The organism is Pseudoalteromonas lipolytica, assembly GCF_001306915.1.
GTDB classification, from domain to species: domain Bacteria; phylum Pseudomonadota; class Gammaproteobacteria; order Enterobacterales; family Alteromonadaceae; genus Pseudoalteromonas; species Pseudoalteromonas simplex.
In genome coordinates, this window is sequence record NZ_LJTC01000005.1 from 320212 (window position 1) to 343624 (window position 23413).

At 41.1% G+C, this 23413-nt stretch carries 24 protein-coding genes; 13 read left to right on the top strand and 11 right to left on the bottom strand.

Features of this window, described 5'->3' with window-relative positions; translation table 11 throughout:
* Positions 1 to 30 precede the first annotated feature (30 nt).
* The gene (gene metJ / locus AOG27_RS09660; protein ID WP_036973203.1) at positions 31 to 351 is read left to right on the top strand and encodes a met regulon transcriptional regulator MetJ; all 321 of its coding nucleotides are present in this window, start codon (positions 31 to 33) and stop codon (positions 349 to 351) included.
* 100 nt (positions 352 to 451) lie between these two features.
* On the opposite strand, the gene AOG27_RS09665 is transcribed toward metJ, so the two are convergent.
* Entirely contained in the window at positions 452 to 1693 is a 1242-nt protein-coding gene (locus AOG27_RS09665) for a malic enzyme-like NAD(P)-binding protein (RefSeq protein ID WP_054552813.1), read from the bottom strand.
* 699 nt (positions 1694 to 2392) lie between these two features.
* Positions 2393 to 2608, bottom strand: coding sequence for a 50S ribosomal protein L31 (gene rpmE, locus AOG27_RS09670; RefSeq protein ID WP_036973208.1), 216 nt, complete (start codon positions 2606 to 2608; stop codon positions 2393 to 2395).
* 233 nt (positions 2609 to 2841) lie between these two features.
* Here rpmE and priA point away from each other — a divergent pair, with 233 nt between their 5' ends.
* From priA to AOG27_RS09695, 5 genes are all read left to right on the top strand, one after another.
* Complete coding sequence (priA, locus tag AOG27_RS09675) at positions 2842 to 5022, top strand: primosomal protein N' (protein WP_054552814.1); 2181 nt, start codon at positions 2842 to 2844, stop codon at positions 5020 to 5022.
* A 16-nt stretch (positions 5023 to 5038) separates the two neighbouring features.
* Positions 5039 to 5566 (top strand): SPOR domain-containing protein, encoded by a 528-nt coding sequence (locus tag AOG27_RS09680; protein WP_054552815.1) that lies wholly within the window; start codon positions 5039 to 5041, stop codon positions 5564 to 5566.
* 80 nt (positions 5567 to 5646) lie between these two features.
* Positions 5647 to 6165 (top strand): ATP-dependent protease subunit HslV, encoded by a 519-nt coding sequence (gene hslV / locus AOG27_RS09685; RefSeq protein ID WP_054552816.1) that lies wholly within the window; start codon positions 5647 to 5649, stop codon positions 6163 to 6165.
* 11 nt (positions 6166 to 6176) lie between these two features.
* The gene (gene hslU / locus AOG27_RS09690; RefSeq protein WP_054552817.1) at positions 6177 to 7505 is read left to right on the top strand and encodes an HslU--HslV peptidase ATPase subunit; all 1329 of its coding nucleotides are present in this window, start codon (positions 6177 to 6179) and stop codon (positions 7503 to 7505) included.
* Between the two features lie 76 nt (positions 7506 to 7581).
* The gene (locus AOG27_RS09695; protein WP_054552818.1) at positions 7582 to 7956 is read left to right on the top strand and encodes a gamma-butyrobetaine hydroxylase-like domain-containing protein; all 375 of its coding nucleotides are present in this window, start codon (positions 7582 to 7584) and stop codon (positions 7954 to 7956) included.
* A gap of 101 nt (positions 7957 to 8057) precedes the next feature.
* Here AOG27_RS09695 and AOG27_RS09700 read toward each other — a convergent pair whose 3' ends face one another.
* The 3 genes from AOG27_RS09700 to AOG27_RS09710 all read right to left on the bottom strand — a co-directional run bounded on the left by AOG27_RS09700 (position 8058) and on the right by AOG27_RS09710 (position 11627).
* Positions 8058 to 9938: a methyl-accepting chemotaxis protein gene (locus tag AOG27_RS09700; protein WP_054552819.1), complete on the bottom strand. Its 1881-nt coding sequence runs from the start codon at positions 9936 to 9938 to the stop codon at positions 8058 to 8060.
* A 106-nt stretch (positions 9939 to 10044) separates the two neighbouring features.
* On the bottom strand, positions 10045 to 11094 hold the full coding sequence (locus tag AOG27_RS09705) for an MJ1255/VC2487 family glycosyltransferase (protein WP_054552820.1): 1050 nt from the start codon (positions 11092 to 11094) through the stop codon (positions 10045 to 10047).
* On the bottom strand, positions 11091 to 11627 hold the full coding sequence (locus AOG27_RS09710) for a phosphatase PAP2 family protein (protein ID WP_054552821.1): 537 nt from the start codon (positions 11625 to 11627) through the stop codon (positions 11091 to 11093). The genes AOG27_RS09705 and AOG27_RS09710 overlap by 4 nt, the downstream gene beginning before the upstream one ends.
* Before the next feature lie 212 nt (positions 11628 to 11839).
* Here AOG27_RS09710 and rraA point away from each other — a divergent pair, with 212 nt between their 5' ends.
* Complete coding sequence (gene rraA, locus AOG27_RS09715; RefSeq protein ID WP_054552822.1) at positions 11840 to 12337, top strand: ribonuclease E activity regulator RraA; 498 nt, start codon at positions 11840 to 11842, stop codon at positions 12335 to 12337.
* A gap of 5 nt (positions 12338 to 12342) precedes the next feature.
* Positions 12343 to 13392: a formimidoylglutamase gene (locus AOG27_RS09720; protein ID WP_054552823.1), complete on the top strand. Its 1050-nt coding sequence runs from the start codon at positions 12343 to 12345 to the stop codon at positions 13390 to 13392.
* A 73-nt stretch (positions 13393 to 13465) separates the two neighbouring features.
* Here AOG27_RS09720 and AOG27_RS09725 read toward each other — a convergent pair whose 3' ends face one another.
* On the bottom strand, positions 13466 to 13969 hold the full coding sequence (locus AOG27_RS09725) for a DUF3016 domain-containing protein (protein ID WP_054552824.1): 504 nt from the start codon (positions 13967 to 13969) through the stop codon (positions 13466 to 13468).
* A 229-nt stretch (positions 13970 to 14198) separates the two neighbouring features.
* Here AOG27_RS09725 and galE point away from each other — a divergent pair, with 229 nt between their 5' ends.
* Positions 14199 to 15212: a UDP-glucose 4-epimerase GalE gene (gene galE / locus AOG27_RS09730; protein WP_054552825.1), complete on the top strand. Its 1014-nt coding sequence runs from the start codon at positions 14199 to 14201 to the stop codon at positions 15210 to 15212.
* Positions 15213 to 15257: 45 nt separating this feature from the next.
* Here galE and AOG27_RS09735 read toward each other — a convergent pair whose 3' ends face one another.
* Both AOG27_RS09735 and AOG27_RS09740 read right to left on the bottom strand, forming a co-directional pair.
* Positions 15258 to 15959: a hypothetical protein gene (locus tag AOG27_RS09735; RefSeq protein ID WP_054552826.1), complete on the bottom strand. Its 702-nt coding sequence runs from the start codon at positions 15957 to 15959 to the stop codon at positions 15258 to 15260.
* A gap of 13 nt (positions 15960 to 15972) precedes the next feature.
* Entirely contained in the window at positions 15973 to 16992 is a 1020-nt protein-coding gene (locus tag AOG27_RS09740; RefSeq protein ID WP_054552827.1) for an NADP-dependent oxidoreductase, read from the bottom strand.
* 108 nt (positions 16993 to 17100) lie between these two features.
* Between AOG27_RS09740 and AOG27_RS09745 the strand changes: the two genes are divergently transcribed.
* Entirely contained in the window at positions 17101 to 18006 is a 906-nt protein-coding gene (locus AOG27_RS09745) for a LysR family transcriptional regulator (RefSeq protein ID WP_054552828.1), read from the top strand.
* Here the strand turns inward: AOG27_RS09745 and AOG27_RS09750 are convergent.
* The 3 genes from AOG27_RS09750 to AOG27_RS09760 are packed head-to-tail and all read right to left on the bottom strand — an operon-like array spanning position 17991 to position 19798.
* Positions 17991 to 18560, bottom strand: a complete 570-nt coding sequence (locus AOG27_RS09750; RefSeq protein WP_054552829.1) for a hypothetical protein — start codon at positions 18558 to 18560, stop codon at positions 17991 to 17993. The two genes, AOG27_RS09745 and AOG27_RS09750, sit on opposite strands and share 16 nt — an antisense overlap.
* A gap of 5 nt (positions 18561 to 18565) precedes the next feature.
* Positions 18566 to 19069, bottom strand: a complete 504-nt coding sequence (locus tag AOG27_RS09755) for an RNA polymerase sigma factor (RefSeq protein ID WP_054552830.1) — start codon at positions 19067 to 19069, stop codon at positions 18566 to 18568.
* Between the two features lie 21 nt (positions 19070 to 19090).
* Positions 19091 to 19798, bottom strand: a complete 708-nt coding sequence (locus AOG27_RS09760) for a hypothetical protein (RefSeq protein WP_054552831.1) — start codon at positions 19796 to 19798, stop codon at positions 19091 to 19093.
* Positions 19799 to 20291: 493 nt separating this feature from the next.
* Between AOG27_RS09760 and AOG27_RS09765 the strand changes: the two genes are divergently transcribed.
* The 3 genes from AOG27_RS09765 to AOG27_RS09775 are packed head-to-tail and all read left to right on the top strand — an operon-like array spanning position 20292 to position 23189.
* Entirely contained in the window at positions 20292 to 20549 is a 258-nt protein-coding gene (locus tag AOG27_RS09765; RefSeq protein WP_054552832.1) for a ribbon-helix-helix domain-containing protein, read from the top strand.
* The gene (locus AOG27_RS09770; RefSeq protein ID WP_054552833.1) at positions 20536 to 20826 is read left to right on the top strand and encodes a type II toxin-antitoxin system RelE/ParE family toxin; all 291 of its coding nucleotides are present in this window, start codon (positions 20536 to 20538) and stop codon (positions 20824 to 20826) included. The genes AOG27_RS09765 and AOG27_RS09770 overlap by 14 nt, the downstream gene beginning before the upstream one ends.
* A gap of 5 nt (positions 20827 to 20831) precedes the next feature.
* Positions 20832 to 23189 carry a TOTE conflict system archaeo-eukaryotic primase domain-containing protein gene (locus AOG27_RS09775; RefSeq protein ID WP_082389244.1) on the top strand — a complete coding sequence of 786 codons (2358 nt, stop codon included), beginning with the start codon at positions 20832 to 20834 and terminating at the stop codon, positions 23187 to 23189.
* Positions 23190 to 23413: the final 224 nt, after the last annotated feature.

Consider the following 23413-nt stretch of genomic DNA (forward strand, 5'->3'; position numbering starts at 1 on the left):
TCACTGACAACCGAGGCAACGAAACAACTTATGGCTAAATGGAACGGTGAATACATTCACCCATATGCAGAACACGGTAAAAAATCAGAACAAGTAAAAAAGATTACCGTATCAATCCCACTTAACGTATTAAAAGTATTAACTGACGAGCGTACACGCCGCCAGATCAATAACCTGCGTCATGCGACGAACAGTGAGTTATTGTGTGAAGCTTTCTTACATGCTTTTACAGGTCAACCATTACCAAATGATGACGACCTACGTAAAGACAACCCTGAAAAGGTACCTGAAGAAGTTAAAAGAATTATGCAAGAAATGGGATTAGATATCCCAGTGCTTGATTCAGAATAAGTATTTCGGCCATCGGATCACCGCCGATAATCGCAGATATAAAAAAACTCAGCCTAGGCTGAGTTTTTTTATTGAGCGTTATACCTAAGGCTAATTAAGTTTAACGCATGTAATCTTCTGGCATATCGATTTGCGCCACACCCGACTCTACTGCCGCTTCAGCAACAGCACGTGCAATACGTGGTAATAAACGCGGATCCATAGGCTTAGGAATGATGTACTCGGCACCAAACTCAAGTGACTCAACGCCAGCCGCTTTTAATACTTCACTTGGTACAGGCTCTTTCGCGATGCCACGAATAGCATGAACTGCAGCAATTTTCATTTCATCATTAATTGCCGTTGCACGAACATCTAACGCGCCACGGAAAATGAATGGGAAACAAAGCACGTTATTTACTTGGTTAGGGAAATCTGAACGACCCGTTGCCATAATTAAATCGTTACGCGCGCTGTGTGCAACTTCTGGAGCAATCTCAGGATCTGGGTTTGAACATGCAAACACAACTGGCTTGTCTGCCATCAGCTTAAGATCGTCTGCAGTTAACAGGTTAGGACCTGATACACCAACGAATACATCAGCATCAGCAATAACATCTTGTAATGTACGCTTATCGGTATTGTTAGCAAATAATTGCTTATACTCGTTTAAGTCATCACGACGAGTATGGATCACACCTTTACGGTCAAGCATATAAATGTGTTCACGCAGTGCGCCACACTTAATTAAAAGCTCCATACAAGCAACAGCAGCAGCACCAGCACCTAAACATACGATGATAGCATCTTCGATATCTTTGCCTTGCACTTCAAGGGCGTTAAGCATACCAGCAGCTGTAACAATAGCGGTACCATGTTGGTCATCGTGGAAAACGGGAATATCACAGCGCTCGATAAGCGCTTTTTCGATTTCAAAACATTCTGGTGCTTTAATATCTTCTAGGTTGATACCACCAAACGTATCAGCGATGTTAGCAACCGTATTAATGAAATCTTCTGTTGTGCGGTGTTTAACTTCAATATCAATTGAGTCAAGGCCAGCAAAACGTTTGAATAGTAAGGCTTTACCTTCCATTACAGGTTTTGATGCAAGCGGACCTAAGTTACCTAAACCTAAAATTGCGGTACCGTTTGAAATAACTGCAACCATATTGCCTTTGCCTGTGTATTTATAGGCGTTTGCTGGATCAGCAGCAATTTCACGGACTGGTTCAGCCACACCTGGGCTATAAGCTAAAGCGAGATCGTTAACCGTTTCGGCTGGCTTGGTTAGTTCAACACTAATTTTACCTGGAACGGGGTGAGCGTGGTAATGTAATGCTTGTTCACGAAAATCTGACATAACGCGATAGTATCCTGCAAAAAGTTAAAAAGTGAGAGAGCTTGCATCAGTACGATACCTGTAATGTATAAAAATTCCAAGTATTATCAGGTCTATCCTGTTATATGCTATATCGCTTAATTTTAAAGGATTTCCCAACAATTTCTGTGCATAGTTGCGATTAACCAGACATAAAAATTCATCTATTTATGACCTTTTAAGCACGTGTTGTTGTATTTTATACGCACGTACACTGCAATTAGCCGAAATTAGCCCAAAACAGCCATTTCAACGAAGTTCACAGCATTTGCTAACAAAGTTATTTAAATTTATTATTTCTAATAACTTTTAGATACCAATACGCTTAATTAAGTAGTCTATTTTGAGACAATGAAACCTTGTTGATAGCAAGGCAAAAATTTCGTTATTTAGTTGTGTTCTAAATCAGAAATTTTTAACGCAGGTAGCGACAGGTTTAATCCCTCAAAATGATTAAGTATTATTGCGGATTGGTATACTCATTTATACAAAAAAGAATATAGCCAAGGGGTGGCAATTTGTCTGCAAAAATAGCGACATAATGGGCATAACAGCCAGAAATAGTTATGCAAGATACATAAGTGAAGGTGATAAGTAAGTGGCAGCGTTAAAAATGAGTTTTGTGAATTTTAGGCATAAAAAAAGCACCCTAAGGTGCTTTTTTTAACTAAACAGCAGAGATTACTTCTTGCTGCTAAGTGCACCGAAGCGCTTGTTGAAACGATCAACACGGCCGCCAGTGTCTAAAATCTTTTGCTTACCAGTGTAAAACGGGTGACACTCAGAACATACGTCTAAGTGGATGTCTTTACAAAGAGTTGAGCTTGTTTCGAATTTGTTACCACATGAACAAGTTGCAGTGATAGCTTCGTACTTAGGGTGAATACCTTCTTTCATAGGGAACCTCTAGTTAAGGCCGTATCGCTCTCCAAACCCGAAGTCTGGCACCATACGCAGTTAATACAATTAATAGGCCGCGTATTTTATAGCTCAAGAAGCCTTACGACAAGCTTTAAATACATCTTTCGCTAAAAAAATAACCAAGTGGTCTGTTGTTCAGTATTTGTTGGTAGGTTTTTAACTGCAATTTTAGTACATTATCTTTCTATCTTTGTTTCAGTTGAGTTGTTATGCACTTTGTAGAAGTTGCCATAAAAGTCCCTTTACAGCGTACCTTCGATTATAAAGTTGAACAGCTGCTGCATAGCCCTGAGTTAAAGCCAGGTATGCGGGTTCGCGTGCCATTTGGTAGTCAAAAAAAGGTTGCCGTGGTACTGGCTCTTAAAACATCAACCGATGTTCCCGCTGACAAAATCAAGCCGATTATTGATGTTATAGACGACACGCCAGTGTTATCTGAGCAACATTTAGCATTACTAAAATTCACAGCACGCTACTACTGTTACCCATTGGGCGAGACCATTCATACGGCACTTCCGGCTGCATTAAGGCAAGGCGAATGCCCAGATAAAACCAGTATTAATATGGTTGAGCTGACCGATAAAGGTGCAAAACTGCCGTCATTAAAAGCAAAAACTCAGTTAAGTTTATTAAAACAGCTAGCCGAGTCGGGCAAGTCATCGGTCACAGAATTAAAAGCGCTCGGATTTACAAAAAAAACCATCGACAGTCTGCTTGATAAAGAACTGATCACCCAGTTTATTGAGCATGATAACCAATGGCAGCAACGCGCGCCGACTGTCGGTAGCAAGCCGGTGCTTAATAAAGAGCAAGCTGTTGCCTGCACCAGCATTAACCAAGCTCGTGGCTTTACCAGCTTTTTGCTTGAAGGGGTTACCGGAAGTGGTAAAACCGAAGTGTATTTGCAATGCCTAGAAGAAGTACTGAAAAAAGGTCAGCAAGCCTTAGTATTAGTGCCTGAAATTGGCTTAACACCACAAACAGTCAACCGTTTTCGTCGTCGCTTTCCTGATACACCAATTATGCTATGGCACTCAGCCCTAACAGATAACGAACGCTTACAGACCTGGCGTTTTTGTGAAAAAGGCAGCTGCGCTATAGTGATCGGCACACGTTCGAGTATTTTCTTACCTTTTTTATCACTTGGCATGATCATAGTTGATGAAGAGCACGACAGTTCGTTTAAGCAACAAGATACATTGCGCTACCATGCTAGAGACCTAGCCGCTTATAGAGCATACCAACATAATATTCCGCTCGTTCTAGGCAGTGCCACACCAGCACTTGAGACCTTACATAAAGCAATTAATAACAAATATCAGCTGTTGAGCCTTACTGAGCGCGCTCAAACCAGCACCGATAACCAGTTTCAATTAATGGACATGAAAGGCCAGCCTGAGCAAGCAGGGATTGCCCATGCCAGCCTTGCCTATATGCGCCAGCATTTAGAACGTGGTAAGCAAGTGATGGTATTTTTAAACCGTCGTGGTTTTTCGCCTACCCTCATATGCCATGAGTGCGGATGGCTAAGTGAGTGCTCACGTTGTAGCACCAGTGCAACCTTTCATAAGGCCATTAGCCAGATGATTTGTCACCACTGTGGTGAGCAACATCAGGTGCCTCATCAATGCCCTGATTGCGGCAGCACGCAGATTTTTCCAAATGGCAAAGGCACTGAACAAATCGAAGAGTTTTTAACACAAACCTTCCCTGATATTCCAATTAGTCGTATTGACCGAGATTCAACTCGTCGTAAAGGCAGCTTAGAAAAAGCCCTTGATGATATTAACCAAGGCGGTTCGCGCATCTTAGTTGGCACGCAAATGTTGGCAAAAGGCCACCACTTTGCCGATGTTAGCCTTGTTTTAATCCTAGATGTCGACAGTGGATTATATTCGTGTGACTTTCGCGCCACTGAACATTTAGCGCAACTTGTTACGCAAGTGGCAGGCCGTGCAGGTCGCAGTGGTGAACCTGGGCAAGTATTATTACAAACTCACTTTCCTGAGCACCCGCTACTGCAAGACTTAGTTAATAATGGTTACCAAGATTTTGCCCGTTACGCACTGACAGAACGAGTAGACGCGCAACTTCCACCAATCACAAATATGGCTATGGTGCGTGCCGAAGGACATAACATAAATCAAGTGATGGATTTTTTAACTGATTTGGTTCCTGTCCAGAACGTATCTGGTATACAATTGCTCGGTCCGATACCCGCACCACTAGAACGTGTGGCAGGTAAATATCGCTTTCAGTTACATATTCAGGCGCAGGAACGCTCCCACTTACACCAATATTTAGCGCAAATGGTCGACTATATAAGTACCAGTAAATTAGCGCAAAAGGTGCGTTGGAGCTTAGATGTTGATCCTATAGATATGATTTAAAGGCCAATTAAGAGTCATGGCACAGCACGATTACATAAATAAAAAACCAGCAAATCGAAATAATAAAAAACAAGCCCCGGCGAAAAAGCCTTTCCCTATTATTCTTGTTTTAATTGCGCTTATCTTAGTAGGCGGGTTTGGTTACGGCCTATGGTATATCAAACATAATGCTGATCCTGAGTTAGTAGAGCAGCAAGCAAACCCTACTAAAAAAGAAGAAGTAGTTATTCCACCACCTAAGACACCTGAATTTATCAAAGAGATTAAAGAGCACGAAGTTCAGGTTGAAGTAAAAGAGATTGAACAAAAAGGCCCATATGTAATGCAATGCGGCTCTTTTAGAACATTAGAGCAAGCACAAACATTAAAAGCTAAAATTGCTTTTGCCGGCTTAGTGGCCGAAGTGAAGAAAACACAAGGCAGCAATGGTATTTGGTATAAAGTGCGCTTAGGCCCATACGAAACCAAACGTTTAGCCGAAAGTGACAAGAATAAACTTAAACGCATCAAAATAATGGGCTGCGGAATTTGGCTTTGGACTTGATTTTAGTTCATTCACCCATATAAACACCTCATCAATCGCTTTTAACGAGCGGCCTTGCCGCTCGATGATGAGGAATAATCATGACCACTATTGTAAGTGTACGCCGCGACGACAAGGTCGTTATTGGTGGCGACGGCCAAGTTTCACTTGGTAACACCGTAATGAAGGGCAACGCCCGCAAAGTTCGACGTCTTTATAATGGCAAAGTAATCGCTGGTTTCGCTGGCGGTACTGCTGATGCCTTCACGCTTTTCGAACGATTTGAAAGCAAATTAGAAATGCACCAAGGCAACTTAACCAAGGCTGCCGTTGAAATGGCCAAAGATTGGCGTAGTGATCGTGCACTTAGAAAGCTCGAAGCACTATTAGCAGTCGCAGACGAAACTGCTTCATTAATTATCACAGGTAACGGTGATGTTGTGCAGCCAGAAAACGACCTAATTGCGATTGGCAGTGGTGGTAACTTCGCACAATCAGCAGCCACAGCGCTACTAGAAAACACCGACCTAAGTGCACGTGACATTGTGGAGAAGAGCCTAACGATTGCAGGCAACATCTGCGTATTCACGAATAATTTCCAAACTATTGAAGAATTGTAATAGGAACTGCCATGTCTGAGATGACGCCAAGAGAAATCGTTCACGAGCTTGATCAACATATTATTGGCCAAGCTAAAGCTAAAAAAGCAGTTTCAATCGCGCTACGTAACCGCTGGCGCCGTATGCAACTGAGCGATGATTTACGCGCAGAAGTAACGCCTAAAAACATTTTAATGATTGGCCCTACTGGTGTGGGTAAAACTGAAATTGCTCGCCGCCTAGCTAAACTTGCTAATGCGCCTTTTATTAAAGTTGAAGCAACAAAGTTCACCGAAGTGGGCTATGTTGGTAAAGAAGTTGAAACGATCATCCGCGATTTAGTTGATATCTCAATTAAAATGACGCGTGAACAGCAAACCAAAAAATTCAAACATCGCGCTGAAGAAGCGGCAGAAGAGCGTATTTTAGATGCTCTTTTACCACCAGCACGCGATACCTTTGGTGAGTCAAAAACAGAAGAGAACTCTTCTACTCGTCAATCTTTCCGTAAAAAATTACGTGAAGGTCAGTTAGACGATAAAGAAATTGATATCGATGTTGCACAAGCTCAACCTAATGTTGAGATCATGGCTCCTCCTGGTATGGAAGAAATGACCAACCAGCTTCAGAGCATGTTCCAAAACATGGGTGGCGATAAGCGCAGCAAGCGTAAGCTAAAAATCAAAGAAGCATTTAAGCTATTAGTTGAAGAAGAAGCAGCAAAGCTTGTTAACCCTGAAGAGTTAAAAGAGCAAGCTATCTTCGCAGTAGAGCAAAACGGTATCGTGTTTATCGATGAGATCGATAAAATCTGTAAACGTGGTGAAGCATCTGGCCCAGATGTTAGCCGTGAAGGTGTACAACGCGACTTACTACCATTGATCGAAGGTTCAACAGTAAGCACTAAGCACGGTATGGTTAAAACTGACCACATGTTGTTTATCGCATCTGGTGCATTCCAAATGGCTAAACCATCAGACATGATCCCAGAGCTACAAGGTCGTTTACCAATTCGCGTTGAGCTTGAAGCACTAAGTGCTGATGACTTTAAACGTATCTTAACTGAGCCTCATGCTTCATTAACTGAGCAACAACGTGAGCTGTTAAAAACAGAGCAAGTTGACGTTGAGTTTACTGATGATGCCATTGAACGTATCGCGAAAGCGGCTTGGCAAGTAAATGAGAAAACCGAAAACATCGGTGCCCGTCGCTTGCACACAGTGATGGAAAAACTAATGGAAGAAATTTCATTTGATGCTTCAGAAAAAGCAGGTTCAACACTAACAATTGATGCTAATTACGTTGAGCAGCATTTAGGTGCACTTGTTGAAGATGAAGACTTAAGTCGCTTCATTCTTTAATCAACAAATTAGCGTTATAATTAAAAGCCTCCAGTTGGAGGCTTTTTAGTTTATAAATCGTAGATTCGAGGCTGACATGAAAGAAGTCACTAAAGTGCATTATCACAGCGTTAGCAAAGTATTAGATGTTCATTTTGATGATCATACTATTGCTCAATTTAGTGCTGAATTTTTGCGTGTTCACTCACCTTCTGCTGAAGTACAAGGTCATGGCAATGAACCAATGAAACTCGTACTTGGTAAGCAACAAGTAGGAATTAACAAGATTGAGCCGGTTGGTCATTATGCGATTCGACTGGTGTTTAGCGATAATCATAATAGCGGTTTATTCAGCTGGCACTATTTAAGTGAGCTGCAAGCTAACCATGATGAGCTTTGGCAGAAATACCAAACGAGAGTCTCTGAGCACGAAGCAAGTAAAGACAGCGTGCCTATCAAGTTTGTGCCTTAATACCTATCAAAATGCCTCGATAAAGCACACCTAAAAACAAAAAAGCGCGATGACGACACCGTCACCGCGCCTTTGTCTATATATAAAGTATCAAGTAATTATTAAACTTTAAACTTATCGATTGCTTGATAAAGCACACGCGCTTGCTCTGATACTTCTTCGCTGGTTTGTGCATTAGTCGCCGCGTGACCCGATGCCTCTTGGGCGATATCACGAATACGAACCACGTTTTTATTCACCTCAGAAGCCACTTGGCTTTGCTCATCAATCGCTGTGGCAATGTGAGTGCTCATATCCATAATGGTTTGTACATCTTCGGTGATAGAACGAAGTAACTCACCGGCTTTACTTGCCTGTGCTGCACTTTCGCCACCTTGCGTACGACATTGCTGCATAATGCTCACCACTTCTTGCGTACGCCCTTGTAAGGTCGAAATGATGCTCTCGATCTCTTGTGTTGAATCTTGAGTACGCTGTGCAAGTGAGCGAACTTCATCTGCTACTACCGCAAAGCCACGGCCTTGTTCACCAGCACGCGCCGCTTCAATAGCCGCATTGAGTGCCAATAAGTTTGTTTGCTCAGCAATGCCACGAATAACATCCAGTACAGAGCCAATCGTTTCAGCGTCTTTTTCTAATTGCGACACCACACTTGACGCATTACCGAGTGAGTCTGATAAGTGATTAATTTGCACTACCGTTGATTCAACCTCAGAACGACCTTGCTGCGCACTTAAGTTAGTCGACTCTGCTTTTTTCGCTGCTGCTTCAGTATTGTGAGAGATATCTTGAATCGTCGCCTGCATTTCTGTTGCAGCAGTAGCAACCATATCAGCTTCATGAAGTTGCTCTTGCATACCAGAGCTAGTTGCCGCTGTCGTTTCTGATAAATGCTCTGTTGCCACATTGAGTGTGCCTAGAGCGGTATTGACTTCGTAAATTAGCTTTTTAAAGTCACTAATCAAGCTATTAAAGTCAACTGTCATCGTGGTGATTTCATCTTTACCTGACTGCTCAATAGACATACTTAAATCATTACTGCGACGTATTTCATTAATCGTGTGATATACACGCTCAATAGGCATAATGATTGAACGACTAGTAAAATAGACTAACAGCATGACCAAAACGCTGGCGACAATGAAAACAAGCAACGCAACGAGTTGCGCTCGCTCGGCGCTAGACTCAACAAAAGCCTTAGTTTCCGTTGTTAATTGATTAACAATCGCATCGCTCTTTTCTACACTTCGCTTCATTTCACCTAGTGCACCTGAGTCTAGATCTAATCCTAGAGTCACCTGTGCATCGACAAGCGCTTTGAATTTAACTTGGTAAGTAGCCAAGTTACTAAGTAATTGCTTCTCATAGCCAGTTTCAAATCCTGCATTTTTAATTTCAGACTGAAAATTACTGACTAAATCATCAAATTTAGCCAGATACTTCAAATCAAATCGCAGCATAAAATCTTTCTCTGCGCGACGAAGCTGCAGCATCAAGGTTAATAGCTGATAGTTTTCACGTTCACTGAGTAAGGTTTCAACTTGATGCACGGCTCCACGTAGCTCACCATACAACGCATCTTTAGGATGCAAACCAATTTTCTTTTGCAACACAACAACTTCATTAAAGTCATCGTAATACAATTTCGCTAAGCTTCTAAATTCATCAAGTTTTGCTGACTCCATTGATAAGTCATTAACTAGCTCGTCAAGACGTGCCATTTTAACTTTAAGCTGTGCATACTCTTTTTCAAAAAGCTCAAGACTTTCGACATCTTTATAAAACAAAAAGTTTTTTTCATGCTTGCGCATTGCAAGTTCATGAATATCAAGTTCCTCCGCATTTTGAATTGTTTCATTGAGTTTTAGCATCATGCGCGACTCAAGGATAATTACACACAGCATCACAATCATTGCAAGACCAACAACGAGCGCGTTTAATTGCAAACGACGCTTAATAGTTAAGTTTTGTAATACATTCATTCAAAGTGCCCTATAGAAACATGCATTTAAGAGTATAGCTAAACTATCTAAAGCAGCTAATAAAAAGTGATTAAACTTGTCGCACATTTTCTAATATTAGGAAGGTTTAAACAATTAGTTTTTGTTCTAAATCAACCTGTTGCCACAGGTATTTATGGAGCTTATCCACCTTTTCCCATTGCTTTTTTCTTATCCACTCAACCAAAGGTGCTGGATCGCTTGGGAAGTTGAGTTTTTTATTCTGTGGAGATTGCAGCCAATCATCCATCGCATTGGGGTTTAAATAACTCATGACATGAGCTGCTCCCATCGACAATAAAGTCTGCGCATTAATACCTTGCTCAAATTGTTTACCTAGCGGTTTTAACAATAATTTTTTACCAAGTTGTAATGCTTCACTTGCAAGTTCGAATCCAGCATTACCAATCACGCCACCCGCATTAGCAAGATCATTTAGAAACCCAACGCGTGATGGTGCTCGCAGATGGATATTACCAATTGAACAATCCTTAGCATCCGGGTGATAACAATAAAACTCTCTTTCAGGAAAATCTTTTAAGTACTCGACCACATTGTTAAGATTTTCGAATGGCAGATACACCAACACCTTATTTTCAACCATCACTGGGTTATCGTGATGATGAGTAGCAATAAATGGAGGGATGATATTTTCAGCATAAGGTTGCCAATGTACGCCTAAATAAACACTGGCTGGCGCATAGTTACGGATCAGCGCACGGCGAAAGAAAGCGCGGCCAAACATCGGCACTTTATCAGATAAAAATGCCGCTTGATGACTCATGCCAATTACCGGAATATTTTGTTGTTTAGCAGCCCATGCTGTAATTGGCTCAAAGTCATTAAATACCAAATCATAATGACGTAAATCAAGGCCTTTTATATCTTTAATTAGTTGTAGTGGACGTGCATTTTTCAATGTTTTAAAGCTATCAACCTGCCCCGATTTACTGGTAAACGACAAACCTCGAAAAACTCGGTAATCAGCAAAATCATCCATATCAAAGTAGTCTTGCTCTTTTCGACCAGAGAACACATAGTCAACATCGACTCCTAAGGTCCTAAAAGTGCTAGCCATCACACGTGCTCGCGTTATGTGCCCATTGCCTGTCCCTTGAATACCGTACAAAATTCTCATATAGACTCCACCACCATCACAGCTAATACAGCACAACTAGATCCCATTACTGCACCAATAACCACATCAGCGGGGTAATGCACACCAATAATCACTCTAGATGCAGCGACCCCTGATGCCCAAACCAACCACAAACCGGCAAATTCAGGTAAATACATAGTTAAAATTGTCGCCACTACAAATGCTCCCGCACTATGCCCCGATGGCAAACTAAACCTATCACTCGGCACTAAATAAGCGCCTTGTACTAAGCAATCACAAGGTCTTACCCGAGCAATTCGCTTTTTAACTAAAAAATAAATGGGTCGCTCAATGACAAAACCTACCAGTAGACTCATTGCAAGTTGTTGAAAATGCGCTTGCTCCGTAAACCACCAAAAGCTCAAAAATAGTGCAACATAAAGACCGCCATCACCACTTTTTGAAAAGCCAATGGCTGATCGCCTTAACCACACTGGCGAAGCATCATTAAACACACTTAAGAACAGCTGTTCGTCCACCTTTGCCAATTTTGTAAGTATGTTGTTTGCCATGGTGAGCTCCTTGTCATACTTTGCGTCTAATTTTTATACTCACCTCAGCTTAGGCGCTAAAAATAACAATTAAGTGACGCTTTTGAGACACTAATGTTGCGGTGACAAAATTCCTTTGATTTAAACCAATAATCCGCTATTAAGTCGTTGTTATTGAGTTGTATCAGGGTATACTGAGTACTAAACAGACAGTCTCTTTAGAGGATGAAAAAATGGATTACAGCACTTCTGATTTATGCGACCACTTTGCAGATGTGGTTGATGTGCTCGAACCAATGTTTATCAATTTTGGTGGACGCCCAAGCTTTAGTGGTCGAGTAAAAACCGTTAAATGCTTTGAAAATAACGAGCTGATCCGCGAAATTTTATCAACCGATGGCACCGACAGCGTGTTATTGATTGACGGTGGTGGTTCAACCCGACGTGCCCTAATTGATATTGAGCTGGCTGAAATCGCATTAGAAAACAACTGGCAAGGCATTATCGTTTACGGTGCTATTCGTCATGTTGATGAACTTGAAGAGCTAGACTTAGGCATTCAAGCAATTGCCTCTATTCCTGTTGCTGCCGATAGTGAAGGTGCAGGTGAAGACGGCATAGGCGTTAACTTCGCAGGCGTTTCTTTCTTTGATGACGACTTTGTTTACGCTGATAGCACCGGTATTATATTATCTGCTGAAGAATTAGAGTTAGAAATAATAGAAGACTAATCTCGGTGACAAACTACCTTAAAATTTATGATGAAGCGGCGGTAAAGCACTTATGTGCTCGCCGCGCTAACGAACTCAAAGCTTGGCAAGCCCTTGCCCTTCTCGACACTCAAGTTAACGCCCCACAAGCACTCATCGATGCAAAACATTTCGGTATTCGCTATGTTTTAGTTGGCGTATGTGAGGATATTGGCCCTCGCGCTAACTTAGGTAACGGTGGCTCAGGACAAGCGTGGCAAGCATTTTTAAAGCGCTTTTTAAACCAAACGCATAACCAGTTTTTAAACCACGAGCGTGTGTTGCTACTCGGCGAAGTGGCCCTTGATGACTTAAACCAACAAGCTGCTGACCTTGATAATAAAAACGACGCCGACTTAGCCAAACTACGTGAATTATGCGCTGATATAGACACCCGCGTTGAGCAAGTGATTGCGATGATTTTTGCAGCTGGTCTTGAGCCAATTGTAATCGGTGGCGGCCACAACAACTGCTTAGGTATTTTACGTGCCCTTAGTAAGCAAGATGGTAAACCAGTAAATGCTATTAACTTAGACCCTCATGCTGATTTCAGAGAGTGTGAAGGCCGCCATAGTGGCAATGGCTTTAGATATGCTTACAGCGAAAACCACCTCGCTGATTATCACGTGATGGGGTTACACGAATTTAAAAATAACCAAGCGATTATTGATGCCCTGACAAACGCAAACTTCACGTTTGATAGTTACCAAGACATTCAAGTACGTCGTAAAGTTGATTTATCTTCAGCATGTCAACACGCACTAGCTCAGTTTGATAATGCCTCGCTTGGCGTAGAAGTAGACTTAGACAGTATTTCGTTAATGCCAGTTAGCGCATACACCAACTGTGGTTTTAATGTGAGTGATGCAGAACACTTTGTGCATTTAGCTGCCAGCCAAGCAACAGCCCGCTACTTACATTTATGTGAAGGCGCACCATCACAACACCCGGTTAGTTTAGAAGCAGGTATGAACGATGCAGGCCAAATAATCACAGCTTTAGTAAACGCCTACCTGCAAGCCAGAGAGTCTTCTTAACTTGCATTAGGCGCTATTCTTACTGAAACGTCTACTTTGCGAATAAATTCACATTTACTGCAAACAAGGTGATTTATTCGCCAAGATTTAACGATGGTAACAGCTCATCTTCAAACCAATCGCTGATTAAACGCTTGTCGTAGTAATAAGCTTCATCGCGCCCCATTTTCATGCGGTCCATAAAGCCCATATCTTTAAGCTTTACGTCTTTTGCTTCACTAATCACTTTACCGTCTTTATCCGTAATTGAATAATTAAGGTCAATACGTGGGAAATAAATTGGCTTGATAATGCGCAGTTCATTCATCGTTCCAAAACGCACATCACCAGCAAGGTCAAGCTCTGTTACTTCCACATTGAAGGTGTAGCCATCAGGTAACTGTTCAGCAAGCTTGTTAAAGTGCTTCTCAAAGCTCTTTGCCACGTTTTTATGAAATGCACCTTTTGGTGAGTTATTTCCGGGGCGCACATCACGGTAATCGTTAAAGTCATGCCATTTAACCTTAGCCTCCCCTGCGTGAGCAAAAGCAGGTAGTGCAATAACCATTGCTAAGGCCATTTTCTTTACAATTTTCATCTTTATCTCCACTTAACAGGAATAGCTTTTGATTAAAATTTAGCAGCTGACAATTAACTATAGCTTAATAACTCAACGCTTGGATGTAACCAATATGGTGCAAAATGTAATCAAAAACAAGACACTGATATTTCTATTAAAGAAGATTAATCACATTTTATTCATGTAATTTAACGCGAAATGTGATGAAATAAGGCTAATTCAACCAGGTATAGTTCATGGATATTTTATGACCATTTTAGTCACCGGCGGAGCCGGGTACATCGGTTCTCACACCGTTTTAGAGTTACTACAACAAGGCACAGACGTTGTTGTACTTGATAATTTAAGCAATTCATCAAATGAGTCATTGGCTCGGGTAAAACAAATCACCGGCAAAGACGTCACGTTTTATCAAGGTGATATTTTAGATAGAGCCTGTTTAGACAAAATCTTCAGTGAACACACGATTGATAGTGTTATTCACTTCGCTGGTTTAAAAGCGGTTGGTGAATCGGTTGTAAAACCTATCGAGTATTATCAAAACAACGTACAAGGTACACTGACTCTGGTTGATGCTATGCGTGATGCTGGCGTGTTTAAGTTAGTATTTAGCTCATCAGCAACCGTATACGGTGACCCAGCAAGCTTACCAATTCGCGAAGACTTCCCAGTTGGCGGCACGACTAACCCGTATGGCACATCAAAGCTTATGGTAGAGATGATGCTGCAAGATATCGCGAAATCAGATGAACGCTTTGCCTTTGTTATCTTACGTTACTTTAATCCTGTAGGCGCACATGAGTCTGGCCTTATTGGTGAAGACCCTAATGGTATTCCTAACAACTTATTACCTTATATTTCGCAAGTTGCTGTGGGTAAACTAGAAAAGCTTGGTGTGTTTGGAGATGACTACGATACTGTAGATGGTACAGGTGTTCGTGACTATATCCACGTTGTCGATTTAGCATTAGGTCACTTAAAAGCACTGAACCGAATTGCAAGTGATACAGGTGCGCACGTATTTAACCTAGGCACAGGTAATGGTTATTCAGTACTGCAGATGGTTACCGCTTTTGAGAAAGCCAGCGGTCAAGCAGTCCCATACCAAATTTCGCCGCGCCGAGCAGGTGATATTGCAGCTTGTTACGCAGCACCAGAAAAAGCATTAAAAGAACTTGGCTGGCAAGCAGAGCGTGGCATCGATGAGATGATGCAAGATACATGGCGCTGGCAAAGCAATAACCCGAACGGTTACAAATAGTCAGAAGAATTAAAAGGCACTTACAAATAAGTGCCTTTTTACTGGCTACTTTATAAAATCCTGCGTTTCAAAATAGGCTATTTGGCTGTACTCACAGTCTTGAAAACTATTAGACAATTGCGTAAATGTTGGCACGTTTACTTCTACCTGCAAACGCTCAGCTTCACACCCTCTTACTAAAACAATGGCGTCAAATGACGGGCTGGCCTGTATTTGATGTACCAATATTTGTATTCCTTGTTCATTTGTCGCTTTATTTATTCTTCGCCAGCGCGGTTGCGACACGTGCTGAGTCGATGACAGTGCTCGTTTATATACAAGAGAAACAAACTTAAAGTTTTCATCCTTTAGCCATTTTTTACCGCCTCGTTCGAAGTGACCAAAGAATAACTGGCTGGGCACACTCAGTGTCTGCCCTGCAATTAACTTATTCAAGTCAAACTTAGCAGGCAATAGAGTGATCATCGAATTTAAATACTGAGGAATTGAATCACTTTCTTGCACAGTAAGCCAACGAATTAGTTCTTTCTCATAGCGAGTTTCTACACGATAAATTAATTGATAATCATGCGGGGCGTGGTACAAAGGAAGGTGGCTGGCATAGAGCTCAACGCCATCGGTGAACAACACCATGCCATGCATGCCAACTCGGCTATGCGCATGAAAATGCTTAACCTCTTTTGCTATGCTTTTAAAACTGACAATTAAACAGTAAAGTAACAACAGAAAAGCGAAATTTGCTTTCATTTTTTAATACCTTTTATTTAACACGAACAATCGCTTTACCGATATTCTTCCCTTCGAACAATCCCTCAAGCGCGCTTGGTAAATTTTCAAAGCCATTAATTTCGGTTGTTTTAAATTGGATCTCTCCTGCTTTTAACCACGGCAAAATATGATTAATCATTTCAGGCATACGGTGAGTAAAGTCTCTTGCTAAAATCCCTTGAATTGTCGCTCGTTTATAAAGTAATTGATGGAGAAAGCGAGGGCCTAATTCGGGGTTGTCAAGCGAGCCATCGTACTGCGAGATTTGCCCGCAAATCACTACGCGAGCACGCAAGTTTAAGCTGCTCAACACCGCATCAGTGTTCATCCCGCCAACATTATCAAAATAAACATCAACACCACCAAGCTCCATCAACCTTTCGTGCAACTGTTGGGCTGAGTCAAATTGCTTATAGTTAAGCGCATAAGCGACCCCGAGCTTTTCTAACCAAGTACATTTTTCTTCAGATCCAGCTAGGGCAATAACACGACAACCATTTTTTATCGCAAACTGAGTAACTAACGAACCCACAGCTCCTGCAGCACCTGAAACGACAACCGTCTCGCCGGCTTTTGGTTTACCTGCTTCCATTAAACCAAACCAAGCTGTTCGCCCAGGCATACCTAAAACACCTAGTGCCGTTTTTACATCGGCATCATTAGGGTTTAAGGCTTGTATTTCATTGGCATGGACAACTGCATGAGTTTGCCAACCTGAATAAGCGCTTACCCAATCACCTTGCTTAAATCGTTCGCTATTTGACTTTAAAACCTGAGCAACAACCGCTGCTCCTTGCACTGTATTTAATGCATGAGGTTGCTCCCAGTTCGGCTTAGCAGCCTGTTGAATACGCATATATGGATCGACAGAAATATACTTTGCCTCTAGCAGCACTTCGTTTTTAGCCAATGTCGGCGAAATTACAGATTCTCGCAATGCATAATGCTGCTCACTGACACGTCCATCAGGGCGCTTAACATAAAACCACTGCTTAAGATTGTAAGACGTCATCGCTCTCTCATTTAATGAAATTTAATAACGAAATTATTGCACTTAAACAATTAACCATTAAGCTATTAAAACTATCTATACGTTTCCATATTGGAATTAGAGGCAAACTTGGATACAGAAGATTTACGAAAGTTTTTGGTCATCGCAAAGCACAATAACTTACAGCAAGCATCTGCAACATTAAATGTCACACCTGGTGCGCTTTCGAAGGTCATAAAACGGCTCGAAATTAAGCTAAATACACAACTATTTAAGCGAATTGGTCGAAATATAAAACTAAATCAGCAAGGTGAAAAATTTCGCCATTATGCGCTTAATTTGGTTCATGAGGCTGATCAAGCTATCAGCGAGTTTAATGGAAGCACGAAAAATACGGTTGTTAACTTATCTGGCCCCTCTTTGCTGTTACAGCATTACCTGCCTTTATTATTATCGCAATTTAATGAGCAAGGTTTTCAATTTAATATTGATACAAGTTGGGAAGGTCAAGCCATTGAACAGGTTGCCAGCGGCCATGCCCATTTAGCTTTAGTTACCGAAGTGGCATTAAATGAAAGCACACTGCAAAGTGACTTTGAACGTATATATTTAGGCACAACAACATTTAAGGTTGTAGCTGCGCACTCGCATCCATTATTCGAACAGTTTAGTAAGGGTTCACTCACCAACAGAGAGCTTTTTCAATTTAGTTTTGCTTGTCCGAGTATTTCACCCTTTTGTGGCGTAACTAGGGGGATCGGCTCAGATGGTTGGCGAGATGACAAAGTACCTAGAACCATAAGTTATCGTTGCAACGATTTCAGCACCTTACTGTCACTCGTCAAACAAGGGATTGCATTAGCATACGTCCCTGATTTTATTGCAAACGATCCAGCCCTCAAAGTCATCGATGTCTTAGACTGTAACTACACTTGCCAAGAGCGCCTCGAGCTGGTTTACAAACCAAGTTTAGCTACTGGCTGGTTAAATAAATTCGCAGCAAAAGTGAGAGCGGCACATCAGCGCATTGCTTGAATGCTCTCAAGTGCTACAGCTAGCTGTGTTTTTAATTTTTTATAGCGTATATAAACAGCCAGCACGATAATACCATTAATACCAAGCTGGATAAGCCATAGGCTGTATGTTTTAAACATAACCATATTAAACAAGGCAGCGATTAACAAAGCGCACCAAAGCACAACGCAGCCAATAAAACTCACATGCCAGTAATGAACTTGGTGCTTCAGCTGATTCTCTTTAAAATTAAGCATTGCATTAACGTCTAGTGTTTCTGCTCGCCACAGCTTTCGCCTTAAACGGTATGACCAAATTCCAAAACCTAGAGGAATAGGCACTAATAGCGCAAACATAATGGTTTCATAGGTATTTTTTGCTTCAAACAACATGGCGTAAATACAAAATACGGTTACCACAACACCTAAAAATGAGTCGATTAACCCTTTTAGCTTTAACTTAGTTCGCGACTTTTGCGTTTGTGCTATTAACGCTGCACTATCCACTTTCGGCGTTGCCTGCACGAATGCCTGCTGCCACTTAGCTAATTGATCATCTGCTTCGAATTTATCCACTTTATTTACTCCATTAGGCTCGCAATTTGCTGTCTTGCTCTACTGGCACGTTTAGCAACAGCATCTTCAGACAGACCCAGCGTTTGAGCTATCTCACTTTGATTAAACCCTTCAAGCTGTAAAGCAAGCACCTGCCGATATTTCAGCGTTAATTTACGAAGGGCAGCCATTAAATCTAAACTGTCGTCTGGTGACTTATGCGCACTTAAGGCTTGGGTGTAATCAATACTTTCAGAGCTTGCCACCTCTTTGCGGTTTTGCTCTTTTATCACATGATCAACCGCTTTATTGTGAGCTATTCGGGCAATATAGGTTTTTATGCTGGCATCGCCCCGAAAGGCAACATCGGGTGATGAGTCATTACTTTCAAAAGCGCGCCAAACAGCCAGCGACATCTCTTGAATTAGCTCATCTTGTAGCGCTTGATTGATCTCGTAGGTTGCAGCAACACGCGCCAACAGCGGCGCGTATTCATTCAGCAATGTGTTTATTTGAACATCAGCTTTCACTGTACTTCCATGTTTTTATTATTATTTGAACAAACGATTATAGGCACAAAAGTAGGTACATGCTAATACCGGCCCTACCAACAACATAGGTAAAAGACTATAAGGGGCAGCAAAGGTAACGAGCATATTAATCAAACAAAGCATGCTTAATGGTTTAATCACCTTTAGTGCCGTTGTAATGCCTTCTTTAACAGCTGCACTAAGCGAAGCATTGTTTAAAAGTAACAGAGGTACCACAAACATAAGCAACATATTTACAGGAACAATTGATACAAACATGACCCCTACGCGCCAGCGCTCAACATCAACAAACTGACCTGACAATAAAGCCGATAACTGCTCACTACCAATCAAAGTACTCCCAACAGCAAATTGCACCAGCGCCAGTAAAATACCAACAACTGACCACACGGCAACTCGCCCCCACTTCATCCATGTTGCATTGTGCTTAAATGAAAAGCCTTGCTGATTATTCAGGTTAAACAACAGTGGCCACACCGTTGCCATTAACATAGGCGCTAACCACTTTGATACGGTTAAACCCGTAGGTGCAGGTAATAGCTGCACTAAACCTGGCACAATAGCGAACAGCGTCATAAGTGAAAAAAGTTTAAACGGTGCTTTTTTAAATAGCCCCCACCCTTCTTTTAACCAAAGAGCAGCATCACTAAATGGTGCATTTGTTGAATCAAGTTTTAGCGTATTCACAGTTGATGTTGTAGTCGTCATGAGTTTGTCCTTTTCGTAAAAATAGATACATAAGACACTGCCTATCGCTACCACCAAATAGAACAACTTCGTGTCATTTGCAGCTATAGACGAGACAAACACAGAAAACCTGACAAAATATTTTTAAAAAATTAAAAAATAATTTTATTTCGTTGAACTTTAAAGATAAAAAAGAGGTGGAACAATAGTGGAACGCAGCTGCTTGAGATAGATTTAAGCTTTGGTTTTTGGTTTTTTACAGCAAGAAAATGGTGGCCCCTCCCAGACTTGAACTGGGGACCTAACGATTATGAGGCCCCGTTGGCTAGTTTGTAATCCCTTTATAAGTGCGTGTTTTAACGTGGTCATGACCACCATCTTACCGATATTGTTACCACCTATGAATTGTATGGTGTAACTCAAATTGACTCTTACCAGTTCTGAACTAAACTTTATTGTGGTAGTATAAAGTAGGATTATATCCTTACGAGATATCTTTCATTGGAGGTGAATTATGGCAATGGTAAAGAAAAGTATCACAGTAACTGATCAACAAGAACAATGGATGCAAGCTCAACTTGCAACCGGTAATTATGCTAGTGACAGCGAGTTATTACGAGATTTGATCAGAAAAGAGCAAATGCGTACTAGCCAAGTTGAAGTTATTCGACAAGAGCTGATCAAAGCTGAGCAAAGCGGTTTTAGTTCTCGTTCTCCTGAAGATATTGTTAATGCGGTGATTGCTAGAAAACAAACTAATGGCGAAGTATAGATTAAGTAGTGCTGCCGATCAGGATTTCGAGCAGCTATTTGAATATGGCATTGATAACTTTGGGTTAGCTCAGGCTAAATCATACGTTGATGGGTTGATTGTTCAGTTTCAAAGCATTGCGGAAAACCCGTTGCATTATCAGGCTGTAGATCACATTCGTAAGGGATATAGACGAAGCGTGTATGGAAAACATGCTATTTACTATGCCGTTTCTAATGACAGCGTTGATGTCATGCGAATACTAAGAGCAGAAAACCTTAACACTGCTTTTGAGTAATTAATGTGTCCAGTTCGTTATCAGATAGGCTCTTAGAAATTGATAATCGACTTCAGCAACTCGCTGAAGAAAAAGAGTCATTGTTAAATGAACGTAATAGTATTCTTGCACAACAAGAAGTCGAGCTAGCCAAACACTTTAACCAACACGTTTCACCTGAAGCTAAAGTCGATTTATTCATTTCTTATTTTAAAGGTCGAAATGACGTTTACCCGTTTCGTTGGGAATCGCAAAATGGGCGAAGTGGTTATTCGCCAGCGTGTTGGAATGAATGGAAACCTAAAGTTTGTAATAAACCACGGATTAGTTGCACGGAATGCTCAAATCAACAATTCAAGCATTATGATGGTCAAGCGATATTTGATCACCTAAAAGGGAATCAAACGATTGGGATTTACCCACTTCTAGAGAACAATACAACCCACATTCTTGCTGCTGATTTTGATAAAGACGATTGGATTCACTCCGTTAAAGCTTTTTCTGAAGCCTGTGATTTTTATAAAGTACCTCATATTATCGAACGCTCTAGAAGCGGCAATGGTGGACATATATGGATCTTCTTTTCGCAAGCTATTGAAGCAGTCAAAGCTAGAAAGTTGGGTAATGGGCTATTAACGAAAGCGATGGAAATGTACCCTGCGCTCTCATTTACTTGCTTTGATCGTTTGTTTCCGAATCAAGATGTTATGCCAGAAGGTGGCTTTGGTAACTTGATAGCATTACCTCTTCAACTAGAGCCAAGAAAACAAGGCAATAGTGTATTCATAGATTCGTCAGGGATAGCTTATAAAGACCAGTGGTCTAAGCTGGCTTCCATTCAAAAAGTTGATAATACAGCACTTGAAGGGTTGCTGTCCGAAATAACGTTAATCGATGAAAAAGCTAATAATGACTTGGCAGATAAGCCTTGGAAGAAACTGTCTACCATTGATAATGATGTGATTGCCAATTGCCCTGAAGAAGTAACCTTAGTTATTGCCGATCAAATTTATATTCCTATCGAGAAGTTTCCCGGCAAATTAACATCAATACTAAAACAGTTAGCAGTATTTTCTAATCCAGAGTTTTATAAACGGCAAGGCCTTCGGTTATCTACTATTGGGATTCCAAGATATATCTGTGCAGCTCATATAGAAGGCCACTTCTTAATTCTGCCTAGAGGTTGTTTATCATCTGTAGAAGCTCAATTAATCGAACAAAAAATTGAAATAAACCTCGATGATAAGCGCTTTTCAGGTGACAAGCTTGCAAAGGTGAACTTTACAGGAAAGCTGAAAAGTCAGCAGAATAAGGCGGTTAATGCGCTATTAGAATCATCTGTTGGGATACTTGAAGCTTCTACTGGCTTTGGTAAAACAGTCACGGCTTTAGCGCTGATTGCTAAACGCAAGGTGAATACACTAATATTAGTTCACAGTCGGCAACTGGCTGAGCAGTGGTTAGAGCGTATAAATGTTTTTCTAAAAGATACTGAAGTTGGCTCATTACTTGGTGGTAAGGAAAAGCTGTCGTATCAGGTAGATGTGGCCACATATCAAAGTTTAGTCAGTCGAAATGGTATGGATATAAAGCCGTATATTGAAAGATATGGGCAAATTATTGTCGATGAATGCCATCATTTACCAGCATCAAACTATGAAAGCTTAATCAAGTCCAGCCATGCCAAATTCATACATGGGTTTACTGCAACACCAAAACGCCAAGATGGCTTAGAAAAGTTGATGAAGTTTCAACTAGGAGATATTGTTTATAAAGGCGTTAAATCTGGTTCAATGCTTAATCAGCAAGTGATAGCACATGAAACAGATACAACGTTTCCTAAAGAGTGGCTAGAGCCTGATACTAAGCCTCATATCTCACAAATTTATAAGCATTTAGTAAATAGTGATTGTAGAAATCAAAAGATTGTCGACGATATTCTCAGTTGTATTGATGACAAACGTGCAGTAATGGTGTTAACCGAAAGAAAAGAGCACATCGAACATCTGTCAGCTTTATTAACGCAAAAAGGTCTACTGGTCGTAGAGCTACATGGTGGAATATCTGCTAAGCAGCGGCAAGAGCGCATCGCTATGCTTGAAGAAAACAAAGATCTAAGTAACGATAAACAGGTCATTCTTGCAACGGGTAAATATGTTGGCGAAGGATTTGATTTACCATACTTAGATACGCTGTTCATCACCCTACCCATAGCATGGAAGGGAATATTAGCTCAATATGCAGGTCGAATTGGACGAGAGTGGAGTAACAAAAATTCAGTTCAGGTTTATGATTACCTCGATACCTTCCCAACACTTAAGCGAATGTTTTCAAAACGAGAAAAGGGATACAAAGCATTGGGTTATGAAATTACATACCGTTAACGTTAACCGTACTTGAGTATTTAACCAGCAACTCAATTTTTAATTAATTGCTCAAGCTTTGGCTATAAACTAAAAAATACTCAAGTATGTGCAGTATTTTCATTGAAATTACGCAAACGTGTTCGAAACAGCTAACAGAATCCCTAATACCTACCTAATGACCTAAACTACCCCTTTGGATTTACAGGGCTTTCCAAGCAAGGCATACTTATACTTTACAACCA

Excerpts from the sequence above, each read along its gene's own strand:
- metJ (WP_036973203.1), top strand. The coding sequence starts at position 31 with ATGGCTAAATGGAACGGTGAATACATTCACCCATATGCAGAACACGGT.
- AOG27_RS09665 (WP_054552813.1), bottom strand. The coding sequence starts at position 1,693 with ATGTCAGATTTTCGTGAACAAGCATTACATTACCACGCTCACCCCGTT.
- rpmE (WP_036973208.1), bottom strand. The coding sequence starts at position 2,608 with ATGAAAGAAGGTATTCACCCTAAGTACGAAGCTATCACTGCAACTTGT.
- priA (WP_054552814.1), top strand. The coding sequence starts at position 2,842 with ATGCACTTTGTAGAAGTTGCCATAAAAGTCCCTTTACAGCGTACCTTC.
- AOG27_RS09680 (WP_054552815.1), top strand. The coding sequence starts at position 5,039 with ATGGCACAGCACGATTACATAAATAAAAAACCAGCAAATCGAAATAAT.
- hslV (WP_054552816.1), top strand. The coding sequence starts at position 5,647 with ATGACCACTATTGTAAGTGTACGCCGCGACGACAAGGTCGTTATTGGT.
- hslU (WP_054552817.1), top strand. The coding sequence starts at position 6,177 with ATGTCTGAGATGACGCCAAGAGAAATCGTTCACGAGCTTGATCAACAT.
- AOG27_RS09695 (WP_054552818.1), top strand. The coding sequence starts at position 7,582 with ATGAAAGAAGTCACTAAAGTGCATTATCACAGCGTTAGCAAAGTATTA.
- AOG27_RS09700 (WP_054552819.1), bottom strand. The coding sequence starts at position 9,938 with ATGAATGTATTACAAAACTTAACTATTAAGCGTCGTTTGCAATTAAAC.
- AOG27_RS09705 (WP_054552820.1), bottom strand. The coding sequence starts at position 11,094 with ATGAGAATTTTGTACGGTATTCAAGGGACAGGCAATGGGCACATAACG.
- AOG27_RS09710 (WP_054552821.1), bottom strand. The coding sequence starts at position 11,627 with ATGGCAAACAACATACTTACAAAATTGGCAAAGGTGGACGAACAGCTG.
- rraA (WP_054552822.1), top strand. The coding sequence starts at position 11,840 with ATGGATTACAGCACTTCTGATTTATGCGACCACTTTGCAGATGTGGTT.
- AOG27_RS09725 (WP_054552824.1), bottom strand. The coding sequence starts at position 13,969 with ATGAAAATTGTAAAGAAAATGGCCTTAGCAATGGTTATTGCACTACCT.
- galE (WP_054552825.1), top strand. The coding sequence starts at position 14,199 with ATGACCATTTTAGTCACCGGCGGAGCCGGGTACATCGGTTCTCACACC.
- AOG27_RS09735 (WP_054552826.1), bottom strand. The coding sequence starts at position 15,959 with ATGAAAGCAAATTTCGCTTTTCTGTTGTTACTTTACTGTTTAATTGTC.
- AOG27_RS09740 (WP_054552827.1), bottom strand. The coding sequence starts at position 16,992 with ATGACGTCTTACAATCTTAAGCAGTGGTTTTATGTTAAGCGCCCTGAT.
- AOG27_RS09760 (WP_054552831.1), bottom strand. The coding sequence starts at position 19,798 with ATGACGACTACAACATCAACTGTGAATACGCTAAAACTTGATTCAACA.
- AOG27_RS09765 (WP_054552832.1), top strand. The coding sequence starts at position 20,292 with ATGGCAATGGTAAAGAAAAGTATCACAGTAACTGATCAACAAGAACAA.
- AOG27_RS09770 (WP_054552833.1), top strand. The coding sequence starts at position 20,536 with ATGGCGAAGTATAGATTAAGTAGTGCTGCCGATCAGGATTTCGAGCAG.